This window comes from Streptomyces sp. NPDC059455, from assembly GCF_042750115.1.
GTDB lineage: Bacteria > Actinomycetota > Actinomycetes > Streptomycetales > Streptomycetaceae > Streptomyces > Streptomyces endocoffeicus.
The window spans coordinates 1-13705 of record NZ_JBHYVB010000046.1 but is presented as its reverse complement, the minus strand read 5'-3'; the positions used below and the strand labels follow the sequence as shown (position 1 = coordinate 13705).

The 13705-nt window shown below is 68.3% G+C and carries 11 protein-coding genes and 3 pseudogenes; 6 read left to right on the top strand and 8 right to left on the bottom strand.

What is annotated here, in order from left to right; translation table 11 throughout:
• Positions 1-32: 32 nt before the first annotated feature.
• From ACFXB5_RS18595 to ACFXB5_RS18565, 7 genes are all read right to left on the bottom strand, one after another.
• Entirely contained in the window at positions 33-974 is a 942-nt protein-coding gene (locus ACFXB5_RS18595) for a histidine kinase dimerization/phosphoacceptor domain-containing protein (protein ID WP_385208870.1), read from the bottom strand.
• Between the two features lie 770 nt (positions 975-1744).
• Complete coding sequence (locus ACFXB5_RS18590; protein ID WP_385208868.1) at positions 1745-3031, bottom strand: hypothetical protein; 1287 nt, start codon at positions 3029-3031, stop codon at positions 1745-1747.
• Positions 3032-3085: 54 nt separating this feature from the next.
• A complete protein-coding gene (locus tag ACFXB5_RS18585) occupies positions 3086-3370 on the bottom strand; it encodes a hypothetical protein (protein WP_385208865.1) in 285 nt (94 codons plus the stop codon).
• Positions 3371-3375: 5 nt separating this feature from the next.
• Positions 3376-4212, bottom strand: coding sequence for a carbohydrate ABC transporter permease (locus tag ACFXB5_RS18580; RefSeq protein WP_044580275.1), 837 nt, complete (start codon positions 4210-4212; stop codon positions 3376-3378).
• Entirely contained in the window at positions 4209-5198 is a 990-nt protein-coding gene (locus tag ACFXB5_RS18575) for a carbohydrate ABC transporter permease (protein WP_385208862.1), read from the bottom strand. Before ACFXB5_RS18575 ends, ACFXB5_RS18580 begins: the two co-directional genes overlap by 4 nt.
• A gap of 2 nt (positions 5199-5200) precedes the next feature.
• A complete protein-coding gene (locus ACFXB5_RS18570) occupies positions 5201-6502 on the bottom strand; it encodes an ABC transporter substrate-binding protein (RefSeq protein ID WP_385208859.1) in 1302 nt (433 codons plus the stop codon).
• A gap of 85 nt (positions 6503-6587) precedes the next feature.
• On the bottom strand, positions 6588-7832 hold the full coding sequence (locus ACFXB5_RS18565; protein ID WP_385208857.1) for an aminotransferase class V-fold PLP-dependent enzyme: 1245 nt from the start codon (positions 7830-7832) through the stop codon (positions 6588-6590).
• 240 nt (positions 7833-8072) lie between these two features.
• On the opposite strand from ACFXB5_RS18565, the gene ACFXB5_RS18560 reads away from it, so the two are divergent.
• Both ACFXB5_RS18560 and ACFXB5_RS18555 read left to right on the top strand, forming a co-directional pair.
• Positions 8073-8771, top strand: a complete 699-nt coding sequence (locus ACFXB5_RS18560; RefSeq protein WP_385208854.1) for a FadR/GntR family transcriptional regulator — start codon at positions 8073-8075, stop codon at positions 8769-8771.
• A 450-nt stretch (positions 8772-9221) separates the two neighbouring features.
• Entirely contained in the window at positions 9222-9653 is a 432-nt protein-coding gene (locus ACFXB5_RS18555; protein ID WP_385208851.1) for a TetR family transcriptional regulator C-terminal domain-containing protein, read from the top strand.
• Positions 9654-9854: 201 nt separating this feature from the next.
• Here ACFXB5_RS18555 and ACFXB5_RS18550 read toward each other — a convergent pair.
• A pseudogene (locus ACFXB5_RS18550) lies at positions 9855-10557 on the bottom strand (helix-turn-helix domain-containing protein).
• A gap of 475 nt (positions 10558-11032) precedes the next feature.
• Here ACFXB5_RS18550 and ACFXB5_RS18545 point away from each other — a divergent pair.
• The 4 genes and pseudogenes from ACFXB5_RS18545 to ACFXB5_RS18530 all read left to right on the top strand — a co-directional run.
• The gene (locus tag ACFXB5_RS18545; protein ID WP_385208849.1) at positions 11033-11209 is read left to right on the top strand and encodes a hypothetical protein; all 177 of its coding nucleotides are present in this window, start codon (positions 11033-11035) and stop codon (positions 11207-11209) included.
• A gap of 753 nt (positions 11210-11962) precedes the next feature.
• Entirely contained in the window at positions 11963-12727 is a 765-nt protein-coding gene (locus tag ACFXB5_RS18540; RefSeq protein ID WP_385208846.1) for a hypothetical protein, read from the top strand.
• A gap of 103 nt (positions 12728-12830) precedes the next feature.
• Positions 12831-13232: pseudogene (locus tag ACFXB5_RS18535) on the top strand (transposase family protein); the annotation flags it as partial.
• A gap of 102 nt (positions 13233-13334) precedes the next feature.
• Positions 13335-13613 (top strand): annotated as a pseudogene (locus ACFXB5_RS18530) (transposase); the annotation flags it as partial.
• Positions 13614-13705 lie beyond the last annotated feature (92 nt).

The following is a 13705-nucleotide window of genomic DNA, read 5'->3' as shown; positions in this document are numbered from 1 at the left end:
GGCGCTCTCGGGCTGGGGGTGGCGCTTGAGACTCACAGCGCGCCCCACCCCCCCCGTCTCCCGGGCCCCCCCCCACCCCACACCCCCCCGGTCCCCGTCGTCCCCATCCGCACCTCGATCGTTCCCCCCGCGGCACGGTGGCTATCCAGCAGCGCACCCAGCTCACCGAGTCCGGGCACCGGTTGAAGCGGGGCCGCCTCTGCGGGATCGCGCAGCATACGCAGCAGATCACGCAGCTCATTACCGCTATGCCGGCCCGCCGCCGCCAGCCCGTCGACCTGGGTACGGGCCCAGCCGGGCAGTTCGTCGCCGCGGGCCCGCAGGGTCTCGGCGTGCACGACGAGCAGGGTGAGCGAGTGCGCGACCACGTCATGCATCTCACGGGCGATCCGCGCCCGCTCCCGCTGTGTCGCCTGCGCCGCTTCCGCGCGCTGCGCGCGACTCGCCTCGGCCGCCCGCAACTCGGCCGCGGCGAGCAGCGCACGCCGGGAACGTGAGGCGAAACCCATTGCCCATGCCAGTGGCATCGGAGCCAGGGCGGCGAGAACGTCCAGGCCGCCCCGGAACTCACTGGCGTCGGTCGTCATCCGGTTCACCCACAGGCCGAGCAGAGTCATCACGACGCCGCCGAGCAGTGCCGACACGGTACGCACCCAGCTCGTGCAGCGGCTGCCCAGGTTGTAGAGCAGCACGGCGAGCGGCACGAAGACCAGCGGGGTCAGCTTGGCCCCCTCACCCGCGCTCCCCACCAGCGCCGCCACGAGCGCACCGAAGCCGATGACGAAGGTCGTCACCGGCAACCGCTGCCGCAGCACCAGAACCACCGCGGCCAGCGCCTCGTACCCGATGAACGACGACCACGCCGACCCCGACGTGTCGACGTACGGCTGCGACAGCAGTTGAGGCAACAACGCCAGGGCGATCAGACCGGCATCAGCGCCCCGCTCGGGCCACTTGCCGTCAACCACATTCATTCGTCCGACACTATGCGCTCACGCACCGCTCTTCATCGCTCCTAGGAGCGACTCGCAGCAGCACGACAGATCATGATGCCGCCGGGGCCCTGCGTAGATGAAGACCCCGGGGTGAACATCAAGGAGCGCCGAAGGGCCGTGATCAGGCCCTCGACCTGCGTGGATGGTTTATCGGCACTCGCACAGTCAGCGGGTGTACAGCGCGATGCCCACAGCGGGCAGTGTCTGGAGGATGATGACACCGCCTGCGGATCGATGCCGAGTGCGTCGATGCGAAGCATGCCGCACGGGTCTGTGTCGCGCTGTCCGCCGCTGGCCCCGGGGTGGGGAACGGCCGGGGGCAGGCCGAGCCGCCCCTGGCCGTTGGCTCGGTCGGCATGACCTTGTGGCCGACCGTATGGGAACGGGGCGGCAAAGCGGGGCTTACGGCTACTTCGCACCCGGGGTCATTGACAGGTCCTGGCACGAAGCGACGCGCAGCCGCTCCGTCAAGAGTCAGCCTGCGGCTCTGCTTGCGGTGTGATACGAGCTAGGACGTCGTCGAGCATGCCCAGCGCTTGCCTGGCCTCATCGAGTGTGACCGTCATCGGCGGTGTCACGCGAAGGGCGTTGCCCAACAACCGGCCCTTCCCGATGAGTAACCCGCGCTCACGGCACTGCGCGAGAACGGCGTTCGTCGCCGCGACGCGACCGCCGGGACCTTGGTCTTCGGTTCGATGAGTTCGAACCCGAGCCGCGCCTGACCAATGGCCAGGGCCGTCTACAGCTGTCTAGAGCGGAAGCGGCGGCCACGCACCCCAGGGCTGGGACCACGTGTACGTGCGTTCCGCGTTGCCCGTCCGCCAGCGGCGCGGGGCCGTGGTCCCGAGCCAGTCCAGCGGTTCGACGCCGCCGGGCGACCCGCCGTCCAGCGCGAGCCGGACGGCCGCGCCGAGGTCGGCATCGGTCTGCGGGGTACGGGCGGCCGGGGCGACGGAGACGAACAGCGCGGTGCCGGAACGGGCCACCAGGTCCAGGAACTGACGGTTCAGCCGCCACTCGGTGGCCGGGGTACAGGGCACGCAGTCGGCATCCACCGCGTAGAAGCGGCTGTGTTGGGCCAGTCGGAAGGCGAGGGTGTTGATGCCCATCCGTCGGGTGCGCTCCCAGTGACGGCCCGAGGTGTCGTCACCGGTTCGCTGCACCTGCACCAGACCCGCCGCCAGATGTCCGACGGTGTTGCAGCCAAGCACCACGGCGTCCCCGGCCGCCTCGGCGATGGTCCGGTAGAGGCCCACCAGCACTTCGGCGGTGGTGCGGGTGCGGTCGGCGAGCCGCCATCCGGCACCGGCCATTTCGTGCGGTGTGTCCGGGTGGAAGCGGCCGAAGACGTCGTACGTGCTGAAGTCGTGCTTGATCAGCTCGAATCCCCAGGAGCGGAAGCGGGCGACATCGGCGGCGACGGTCGCCAGCGTCGTGTCCAGCGACGGGTCCAGGGGGATCCGGCCGGGAGCGCCGGTGTCCGTGCGCATCCCCTCGGTCGGCACCCGGGACAGCAGCGGCCGGAACCACAGGCCTGGCCGGACGCCACGGTCGGCGATGCCCTCGGCCAGGCCCGCCATGTCGTCGAACAGCCCGGGCAGGCCGGTGTCCCACGGCCCTCCCGGGGCGCTTCCCCCGCCCTCCGTCCAGCCGTCGTCGACGACACAGAACGGCCGCACTGGATGGTCCCCGGCGAACTCGGCGATGGTGGCCGCGTCGCGCAGTACGGCGTCCGGGCCGAAGTCCTGGCCGTAGGCGTAGTACCAGTTGTTGCAGCCGACCACCGGCTGCGCGGGCAGCAGCGGATCGGGGGACATGGCGGCGCACAGCTCCTGGAGCGCCGCGTACGGGGTGGTGTCCGCACCCGTCGCCACCCCGACCACCGTGGCGGCGGCGATCTCCCGGTCGCCCGGCAGCACAGGCAGGCCGCCGGAGCGTACGTCCAGCCACAGCGTGGTGCCGCCCTCGTCCACCGTCCAGCAGCACAGCGCCCCGGCGCGGGTCCGTACGCCTAGCCCGGTGCAGCCACCGGTCACCGGGTCGGTGCTCAGCCAGTACCAGGGCAGGGGGCGTTCCGGCTGGACGCTGCGTCACTGCAACTCGCCGTACGAGCGCTCCCACGCATCGCCGAGTACCAGGGCGGGGCGGTGACCGCCGGGGTGGTGGCGCCAGCGCAGCGCCACCGTCGACAGGCCCTCCGGACCCGGCGCGGCGAGCACCAGCCGCAGGGCGCCGTATGGATCGTGTCGCGCCGTCACCTCGGCGCCGGGCACGGTCCAGCGGCCCGCCCCCGCCGGTGCGGCGGTGCGCGGGTCCCCGGACGGACCGGTGATCACATGGACGGAGTCGGGCAGTGGAACGTCGATCGCGGCCATCGGCCTCACCCTTTCACGGCGCCGGAGGTGAGCCCCTGCACGATGTGGCGGCTCGCGAAAGCGAAGAGCACCATGGTTGGCAGGATCGTGAACACGGCCGCTGCGGACATCGAGCCCCAGTCGATGTTGAAGCTGGAGATGAATCCGTTGAGGGCCGTGGGGGTCGTCTTGTTGGCGTCGCTGTTCATCAGGGTCACCGACAGGAACAGCTCGTTCCAGCAGTTGACGAAGTTGAAGATGAACGCCGCCACGATCCCCGGACGCATCACCGGGAGCAGCACCCGGAACAGCGCCGCGAACCGGGAGAGGCCGTCGATCATCGCGGCCTCCTCCAGTGCGTCGGGGATGTTCTCGAAGAAGCCGCGGAGCATCACCGTGCAGAAGGGGATACACACGGCGATGTAGACGAGGATGAGCCCGAGCCGGTTGTCGACCAGTTTCAGGTCGGTCATCAGCAGATACAGCGGGCCCAGCGCGATGAAGGCCGGGATCATCTGGGTGACCAGGGCGGCCGTCAGCAACGCGGACTTGGTGCGGAACTCGAAGCGCGCCAGCACATACGCCGACAGCATCGAGATGGCGGTGGCGACCGCGCCCGCGACGGTCGCGACGATGAGGCTGTTGGTGAGATAGGTCCCGAAGTCGGCCTTGTTGAACAGCTCACTGTAGTTCTCCAGCGAGAAGTGCTCGGGCCAGTAGGCGAGGGGGAAGGAGAAGATGTCGCCCGGCGCCTTTAGCGAGGTGATGGCGATCCAGTACAGCGGGAACACGGTGAAGGCCAGCCACAGCACCAGGAAGACGATCCGGACGGCCCGGCCGACCGCGGTCTCTTTGCCGATCACGACCTCACCTCTCGCTTCTCACGCGTGGCCAGCAGGAAGAACACCGTGAAAAGCAGCAGCCCCGCGACCACGAGGAGACCGAGCGCCGAGGCCTTGCCGTAGTCGCCCTGCTGAGTGATCTTGATCATCCAGGTGGTCACGATGTGTGTCTGGTTGTTCGGCCCGCCACCGGTCATCCCGAAGATCAGATCGGGAAAGTTGAAGATCCAGATGACCCGCAGCAGCACCGTGAGCACCAGCGTGAGCCGGATATAGGGGATGGTGATCTGGAAGAGCGTGCGTGCCTTCCCGGCCCCGTCCAGCGCCGCGGCCTCGTACAGCTCGTCGGGGACCGACTGGAGCGCGGCCAGGATCATGATGGCGAAGAAGGTGACGCCGTACCAGGTGTTGGCGATCAGTACGGCGATCATCGCCTTGTGCGGATCGGCCAGCCACGCCACGGGCTCGTCGATCAGCCCCGCCTTCTGGAGCAGATCGTTCACGACGCCGAACTCGCTGTTGAACATCCAGCGGAACAGGATGCCGATGAGGAACCCGGAGATCGCCCAGGGGAAGAAGATCAGCGCCTGGTAGACGCCGCGGAAGCGGAACCGGCGGCGCAGCCACAGGGCGAGAGCGAAACCGATCACGAGCTGGGGCACGATCGATCCGATGACCCAGGCGCCCGTATTGCCCAGCACGGTGCCCCAGTTGGGGTCGGAGAAGACACGGTGGAAGTTGTCCAGGCCCACCCAGGAGGTGTCGGTGAGATCGTTCAGATCCCAGTGGCGGAAGGCCATCTGGCTGCCCGCGATCATGGGGTAGTACGTGAACACCGCCACGAAGATCGCGGCAGGCGCCATGAAGGCGGCGATGAGCAGGCCCCGGCGGGTCGTGAACTCCCGCTTCCGGCCGCCCCGCGGCCCGTTCCGGGCCCGCGGGGCGGCTTGCTTCCGGACGGGGCGCGAAGACTTCGGCCCGGTCGTCGTTGCGGACGTGGCGGGCATCCCTACTTCTCCTGCTCCCACTTCTTGGTCCAGTACGCGTCCCAGCCCGTCAGCAGCTCCTTGGGCGACATCTTGCCGATCACCATCTTCTGCACGTCGGCGTCGGACTTCTGCTCCCACTCGCTCCACCAGGTCACGCCGCGCGGCTGGCTGACGTTGAGATAGGTGTCGGGGTGCTTGGTCATGGTGACGTAGGACGACCACGGGCCGGTCTTGTAGAACGGGTCCTCGGTCGCCGACTTGAGGATCGGCACCAGGCTGTTCTTCTTGGTGAAGTCCGTCGACGCCTTGCCCTGGGACAGGAACTTGATCAGCTTGACGGTCTCGGCCTTGTGCTTGCTGCCCTTCGCGATGCCCCACCCGGCGGTGGCCAGCGGCTGGACGGTCTTCCCGCTGGGTCCGGCCACCAGCGGAGCGGTGTCCCACTGCTCCTTCGAGATCGACTTGGACTCGGAGACCGTGGCGATGACTTCCGGATCCTGGAGCAGGAAGGCCGTGGAGCCGTTGGAGAACGCCTCGACCATCTCCGGATAGCCCCAGGACACGGACGACTTGGGCGATGCCTTCTTGAAGAGTGTGAGGTAGGTCTTGAGGGCGTCCAGGGCCTCGGGCGCGGAGAAGATCGTGCGCCCGTTCTTCAGCTTGTAGCCGTTGGCGCGGTCGACCTTGTCGGCCACGTACGCCTCGATGATGGCGGTGGCGTTGCTGTTGGCGTTGGCCCCGCCGCGGAACGCGTAGCCGTAGCGGCGCTTCGCCGGGTCGTTGATGGCGGACGCCTGCTTCAGCAGCTGGTCCCAGGAGGCCGGGGGCTTGCTGAACCCGGCGTCCTTGATCAGGTCCTTGCGGTAGAAGAGGCTCAGCCCGTAGAAGCCGTAGGGGACGAAGAAGGTACGGCCCTTGGCGTCCTCGGACGCCTTGACGGCGTTCTCCGTCATGGCGTTCCAGCCCTGCCAGCCCTTGAGGTCCTTCTCCATGTCGTACAGCCAGCCGTTGTTCGACCACGGGCCGACCGTGATGTCCCGTACCTCGAGCGCGTCCACGCCGCTGCCGGACTGGAGCATCTGCCGGATCTTCTGATCGGCCTGTTCGGTGGGCGGCGAGATCAGGTTGACCTTGATCTTGGGGTTCTGCTTCTCGAAGTCGGCTATGAGCCCCTTGAGCAGATCGGTGCGGGAGGGGTTGGTCAGGCTCTCGACCATGTTGAGCGTGACCGTGCCGTTCGCGTTCGGACTCATGGCGGAACAGCCGGTCAGGACCATCGCCGCGGCGGTGCCGAGGGCGAGGGCTGCCGTCCTTCTCCTCATCGTGCTGACCTCTTTCTTGGGTGCGGGCCGCGCTCGGAGCGGCTTGGGGAGTCGGGGGTGGGGAGGGGGGTACGGTGTCGCGCCGCTATGGCGTGCCGTGCCGCCCGCGAGCCGCGCGGGCCCACTCAGCGAGGACGGGGACGCAGGTCTCGGCGAAGTACTCGTAGTCGGCGGCGGTGTTGTAGACGTGGGCGGACACCCGCAGATAGCCGATGCCGCCGAAGCTGGTGAAGGCCGCCTCGACACCCAGCTCCCCGGCGACCCGGTCGCGCAGCGCGTCGGCCTCGACGCGGGTGGCGCCGAGCCCCTCGGGCAGCCGCACCAGACGCATCCCGGGGACCGGCATGCCGACGTCGACGCTGCTGTCGGCGCCGGTCAGCTCGGTGAACGCGGCACCGATGACCTGCGCGGCGTAACCGGCCAGGTGGTCCATATAGCGGCGGGCGCGCCTCCAGCCCCAGGTGTGCTCGATGAAGCCGAGCGCCGTCGGTGCCGCCAGATAGCAGGTGGCATCCACCGTGCCCTGCTGGTCGAAGCGGTCGGGGTACGGGTCCTCTGCACCCCATGAGTCGATCGGTGGGTAGAGCCGCTCACGCAGCGGACCACGGGCGACGAGCGCCGCGGTGCCCCGGGGCGCGCATCCCCACTTGTGCAGGTTTCCGACCCAGAAATCACAGGTCAGCCCCGAGAGCGGGGCGGGGAGCAGACCAGGTGCGTGCGCACCGTCCACGAGCAGCGGGATCCCGCGCCGCCGAGCCTCCGCGCCGATCCGCTCCACCGGCAGCCGGCGGGCGGTCGCCGAGGTGATCTGGTCCACCACGATGAGGTCCGTCGCCTCGGACAGTTCGGCGAACACGGCCTCGCACGCCTGCTCCTCATCTGCGTCGAGGGGTACCCGCGCGGTGCGGACCCCGCCATCCCAGCGGTCGCGCACCAGCCGCTCGGCGCCCATGGTCACGGCGCCGTAACCGTGGTCGGTGACGACGATCTCCCCGCCGCGGCGGCGGTCGAGGGCGGCGTACACGGTGCTGATGCCCGCGCTCGCGTTCGGCACCAGGGCCAGGTCGTCGGCGGCCACCGCCAAGAAGTCGGCGATCTCGACCCTGGTGTCGGCGATCCGCTGAGGCAGCGCCGGGAACCACACCACCGGGGAGCACTCCATCTCCACCCGCAGCTGCTTCTGCCGCTCCTGTGCCACCAGGGGAACCGCGCCGAAGGAACCGTGGTTCAGGTGTCTCATGGCGGGGTCCAGCGTCCACGCCCGGTCGGCGGGACGGCCGTCGGCCAGCAACAGGGGGCGTGGCGCCGCGATGACATCGGTCTCGCTCACATGAGTCCCGATCTGCCGGGGTCCGGGTGTTCCGAGGGGCGTCAGAAACGAGAGAGATCTGATCGCAACCAGAACACGTATGATGACTCGGCATCCTGCATGACGGATTCCCTGCAATCAAGGGGTGTAGCGGCATGGATCATCAGATGACTTCCGATCGATACCTCTGACATATCTGATGAATCGGTACAGTGCGACGAAGGGCGCGGGACCGCGCCCCGCCCGTTCGGGAGGAATCGGATGTCCGCAGTCGACAAGGCGTTCCACGGCCTACGCCACATGATCGCCACCGGGCGCCTCAGCGCCGGAGGGCGCATTCCGCCCGAGGGCGAGCTGTGCGAGGAACTCGGCGTGTCCCGGGGGTCGTTGCGCGAGGCCGTACGGATGCTCGCGGCCCTGGGGGTGATCGAGCCGCGGCACGGCTCCGGTACTTATGTCTCCCAGCTCAGGCCGGAGGACATCATAGGTAGCCTGTCGCTCACCCTGGAACTGCTGCCGCTCTCCGGTCTGCTGGAGGTGTACGAGATCCGGCGTGTCCTGGAGTCCCACGTCGCGGCGCAGGCTGCGGCCCGCAGCACCCCGGAGGCGGTGCGGGAACTCTTCGCGCTCATCGAGGCCATGGACGCCACCGACGACCCCACCGAGGCATCGGACCTCGACCACCGCTTCCATGCCGAGATCGCCACCGCGGCCGGAAACCCCGCCCTCGCCTCCCTGCTCTCGGTCTTCCGCGCCCGCTCCCGCAAGTACCAGATCTTCACCCTCCCCGAGGGCGAGCAGATGCGGCGCAAGAGCGACGAGGATCACCGCGTGCTGGCCACCGCGATCGCCGACCGCGATCCGCGCGCCGCCGCCGGAGCGGCCGAGGCCCATGTCGCCCAGACGGAGCGATGGCTGCGCGCCTTCATGCCGCCCATGGAGGAGGACTCCCCGGCCTGACGCGTTGCGTTACCGCGGACGTGACGCGTCAGCGGGTGCGTGAGGTGCTGCGCGGAAACCCGGGCAGCCAGCGCGCGTTCGTCGACGCCGTGGGGCCCGACCCACCAAGCTGTCCACGTCGCTGACCGGGGCACGGCGGTTCACCCCCGCCGAGCTGACCAGGATCGCCGAGATCGGCGACGTCACGATGAACTGGCTGATCAACGGCAGCGACGAGGCGGGCACCGTGTCCGCCGTTCCGCAGCGCAGCGCCCGACGGCCCGTACGCGACGGGGATACAGGCCGGTGCCGTCAGATCCTCGACGCGGCCTGTCGCCTCATCGCCGAGCGGGGCTACCACGCGGTGGCGGGTGTCGGACGTCGCGGATGCCTATGTTATGAGCGCCGCCACGATCCACTACCACTTCCCTGGCTGCGACGGTCTGCCGCACCGAGGCACTGCGCCACTCGGTGCAGCAGGCATTTGACCGCCAAGTCGCGCAGCTGCACAGCATCGAGGACGCGCATCAACGGCTACTGCGCCTGGTCGAGTTGCAACTGCCCACCCCCGGCGCGTTGCAGCGCGAATGGTCGATCTGGTTGCAGGCGTGGAACGAGACCGCGCTCCGTCCGGAGCCGCGGGTGCTGCACACCGGTTCCTACGCCCGCTACCACGAGACGGTCGCGCGCACGATCGCCGAAGGCCAGGCCCAGGGCGTCTTCACCGACGCCGATCCCGAGCCGAGGCGATCATTCCTGCGACTTCCTGCCCATCGACCTGGTGGATCTTCGCCGGGCCTACGCACTGGCCTTGACGGATCTGCGATCAGGCCCCCGATGGGCCATGACGGTCACTCGTCGAGGACACCGCTGCCGCGGGCGGGCCGGCTTGGCCGGTGTTGATGCGCCGTCGCAGGCCCAGCAGCCACCAGACAAAGCCGAGACCGACGCCTACGGCAACGGTGAGAGCGGTTTGGTTGTTCTCGTCAGGGACGATGAGAACGACGATGGCGGTCGCGCACCAGACGAGGCCGACTACGAGGGTGGGCCACAGCCAGCGTCCGAGGCCGAACACATTGGGTGCCGATAAATCATCCGCGCGGTTCAGGTCGCTCGCTGGTACTCGTGGAGGGTTCCGCCGAGTCGGTCTCGTCTGCGGACTTCCAGGTGGGTGAGCCGGGCTCGTTGCGTGATGGGTGTGGGTAGCGCGTGACAGGGAGCGGCTTGTTCCAGGGCTCTGTGCGGGCGGTGTTCGTTGTAGAAGGATTCGTACTCGCGCCTCGGCCTGGCTGCGCAGGAATTCGGCCCAGGTGGTGGTCTGCCGTTTGGGCGCGGGTGGGATGCCGTGCTCGCGGAGGATCTCCCAGACGGTGGAGGGGGCGACCTTGATCCCCAGCGCCGTGAGTTCGCCGTGGATCCGGGGATATCCCCACCAGGCATTCTCCCTGGCCAGACGCAGGACCAGGGCACGGATCGAGCGGATGGTGCGTGGGCGTCCACGCCGCTTGGGTACGCAGGTCGCGGCATGGCGCTGCCTGAGTAGCTCCCGATGCCAGCGCAAGACCGTCTCGGGGCGGACCAGCAGCAGAAGGTGCCGGAGTCTGTCTTTGGGTAGGTGGTACAGAAGGCCGGCGAGGACAGTGCGATCGGTGTCGGTGAAGGTCGGCTTGCCGACCTGGCGCTGCAGGACCAGCAGTTGGTGCCGGAGTACGAGGATCTCGATGTCCTTGTCTCTGTTGCTCATCGGTAGGAGGCGTAGGAACGCGAGGGTGTTGGTCGCGGTGAGGTAGGCCAGGCGCGGCAGCACGACAGATCATGATGCCGTCGGGTCCTTGTGCAGGTGACGCATGGACAACGGCTATGCGAGAGCGCCGACTCGAGCGACCGCGGCCGACGACTGTGAGGTCCGGCCCACCCCCTCCGGCCAGGGCAGATGACATTCTCGGCAAGCACAACCCGCGGGTTCTCGGTATCGGCGTGGGTGAAGCTGTCGGAAGTGCGCGACCACGCGGCGATGGTGGCGCCCCAGATCGGCAACCAGACCGCCGGCTTCGAGCTGTACTACTCCGCCAGTTATGACCGGTGGGTGTTCAACACCTTCGCCGACGACGAGCCCGGCGCGACGATTGTGCGGGCGATGACCGGCACACCGGGCGGGGTGAAGGCCGCGGGGTGTGGACCCATCTGGTCGGCGCGTACGACGGCGTGGACAAGAAGCTGCAACTGTTCGTCAACGGCAAGCTGGCAGACACCGCACCGCCGCCGCCACCTATGCCCAGCTCGTGGAGGCCGCGGCCCGCCTGTACGCCACCGACCTCGCCGCTCAGCTCGGCATCGACCACACGGTCCTCGCGGGCCCCGCCACGCTCGGCGACACCCTCACCCACCGGCTCAGTACCCGCGCCTCGCGGCCGCCAGGCAACGATCTTGATGCACCCCTGGCGAGCATCGCATTGTAGAGCACTCGTACGCCAGCTTCCGTATTTCTGCCCCAAATATGAGCTGTGCCCGTATCCGATGGAATCCTGTGCCTATAAGCCGTGAAAGGTTGTCCGTTGTGAGGGGGGAACGGATGAGGGTGTGCTCGGGGGCCGTGACCGGGGGCCGGACTGCTGCAGCGGTTGTCATGACGGTGGTCCTCGGTTACGGAGTCGCAGGGTGTGGTACTTCGGGCGGGCCGCCTGGCGGAAATCAGCCTGGCAGTACATCGGTCCCGGAAACGACAGCCAGCGGTCAGAACGGCAGCGGATCCGTGGGCGGTCAAGACGACAGTGGTGCGGCAAATGGGGACCCGGGTATTCCCGCTGTGGATCCGCCGCCATCGGATACCGGGCCAACCGATGGGCCTGGCGCCGGTATCACCGGCAGCCCGCCGGGGCATCCATCAGCATCCACTTGCGGCCCGACGCCGACCCCAGGTGACATCTGTTCGACACCTCCGACTGCGTCGGATAGCAGCATCTTCCCCGAGGCAAGCTGACGGGATGGGGGCATCCGCAACCCAAGGCCCGGCACATCCCCCCGCCTCGCCGAGGCCGCCCACCGGATCGCGCCGCCGCGCGGTCCGCCGTGGGCCTGCCCTTCATCGCCTCCGCCGCCTCCGCGACGGGCCCGCGCCACCGCACCCCCCTCCCACCCGGCGGGCTGAAAGCGGCGGCCACCTGGACCTCGTCAACTCAGCTGCCGGAGCGACATCGTTCGTCGGCGTCCTGATGCTCTACGCGGGCTACATATACACCAACGCCTACTTCGACTACTTCCACTTGGACAGCCTCGCCATGGGCTTCAGCACCTTCGAACTGGTGATGCGCAGCCTGCGGCTCGCCGCCCTGCCCGCTCTCGAAATCATGGCTCTGGCGCTTGTAGTACCGGCCGTTCCCCGACTGCTGATCGCCATGCAACTCCCCGAGCGCCACATCCGCCGCATGCGCGTGCTCGGGCGCGCGGTGGCGCGAGCCTATCTCGGGTTCGTTGTCGTGGGGGTCGTCCTGATGGCGCTGTGGCGCTGGATCCAGCCCTTCGCCTGGTCAGCGCCCCTGCTCGTGGCAGCCGGACTGCTCCTCAGCCAGACCAGCGCCGCCGCTCCCGCGGGCAGGCCACGAAAACCGGCATGGGAGCGCGCCCTGTATCTTCTGGTCGCGAGCCTCTTCCTGATCTGGGTGGTAGCCCTGGTAGCAGGGCAGCTCGGCCGTCAGGACGCGGACCGTGACGCGGATCGATTGGTACGCCGTGTGGCCGTGGTCGTACTGAGCACCGAGCCGCTGAGCATCGCTCCGCCGGGACCCCGCGTGGAGGATCTGGGACGCGATGCCCACTACCGGTACCGCTACAGCGGCCTACGCTTGCTGATTGAACGTGATCACCGGTATTACCTGCTACGGCTGGGATGGAAGAAGGCCACGGATCCTACGTACGTCATCGAGGACGACGACACCATGCGCATCGAGCTCAGGCCCGGCACCCAGCCGAGTACTTGATCAGCTTTGAGGAAACCCGCGGCCGGCCCCTGAAAGGTCAGGGGTACCGAACCAGTCGGCTAAAGCGTGTTGCGCAAGGCCGTGAGCTGGGCGTCTGCCATGTATGGCTGGGGTGTTGAGGGCCGAGCGGGTGTGGGTGGAGACGTTCACCGGGTTACGGCTGGATCAGTTCGGGCGGTTCCTCAAAGCGGTCCGCGAGCGTGGTGGTGAAGGCTGTGGATGGGGCCGCCCCTGGTGTCCTCCGTTGCCGGAGCGGGTTCTGCTGGTGGCCGTGTACTACCGCACGAACCTCACGGTGCGGCAGCTCGCGCCGTTGTTCGGCGTCTCGCCAACGACCATGTGCCGGGTGATCCAGAGGCTGGGTCCACTGCTCGCGCTCGAGCCGGTGCGGCCCCCGCGGCAGGCGGCCGACCGGTTGTGGATCGTGGACGGCACCCTTATCCCGGTCCGCGACCGGACGGTGGGGACGTCCTCACGCAATGATCGGTTTTCCGCGAATGTGCAGAGAGAGTCCCACAGGACTCTGTTGGTCGATGTGATGGTTCGCCTGAAATGACCTTCGGGTGTGGTGGACACTGCTCTGTTTTCTGGGGGCGAGGGGGAGATCATGTCGATGCGTCCGTTGTCTGCGCCTGCGGTGCCTGAGTCCACGGCGAGGGTCGCCCGTGCTGCGTTCCCGCGTGGGTGTCTGGCCATGCGGATCAGGGACGAGTTCGGGGCGGTGTTTGAAAGCGAGCGGTTCGTGGCGGCGTTCGCGCCTCGGGGTGGTCCGTCCGTGTCTCCGGGGATGCTGGCGCTGGTGAGCGTGTTGCAGTACGCCGAGCGGCTGACCGACCGGCAGGCCGCTGATGCCGTGCGTGGCCGGATCGACTGGAAGTACGCTCTCTTGCGACACGAAGTCGCATGTGTTGAGTGGAAGTCACCAAGGAGGTTTGACATCTGTCGAAGGTGAATGTCCCGGGCCAGTGCACATGGCCC

Bases quoted from the DNA above. Each gene is read 5' to 3' on its own strand.
- ACFXB5_RS18540 (WP_385208846.1), top strand. From the start codon at position 11,963: ATGCTCTACGCGGGCTACATATACACCAACGCCTACTTCGACTACTTC.
- ACFXB5_RS18575 (WP_385208862.1), bottom strand. From the start codon at position 5,198: ATGCCCGCCACGTCCGCAACGACGACCGGGCCGAAGTCTTCGCGCCCC.
- ACFXB5_RS18595 (WP_385208870.1), bottom strand. From the start codon at position 974: ATGAATGTGGTTGACGGCAAGTGGCCCGAGCGGGGCGCTGATGCCGGT.
- ACFXB5_RS18570 (WP_385208859.1), bottom strand. From the start codon at position 6,502: ATGAGGAGAAGGACGGCAGCCCTCGCCCTCGGCACCGCCGCGGCGATG.
- ACFXB5_RS18560 (WP_385208854.1), top strand. From the start codon at position 8,073: ATGTCCGCAGTCGACAAGGCGTTCCACGGCCTACGCCACATGATCGCC.
- ACFXB5_RS18585 (WP_385208865.1), bottom strand. From the start codon at position 3,370: ATGGCCGCGATCGACGTTCCACTGCCCGACTCCGTCCATGTGATCACC.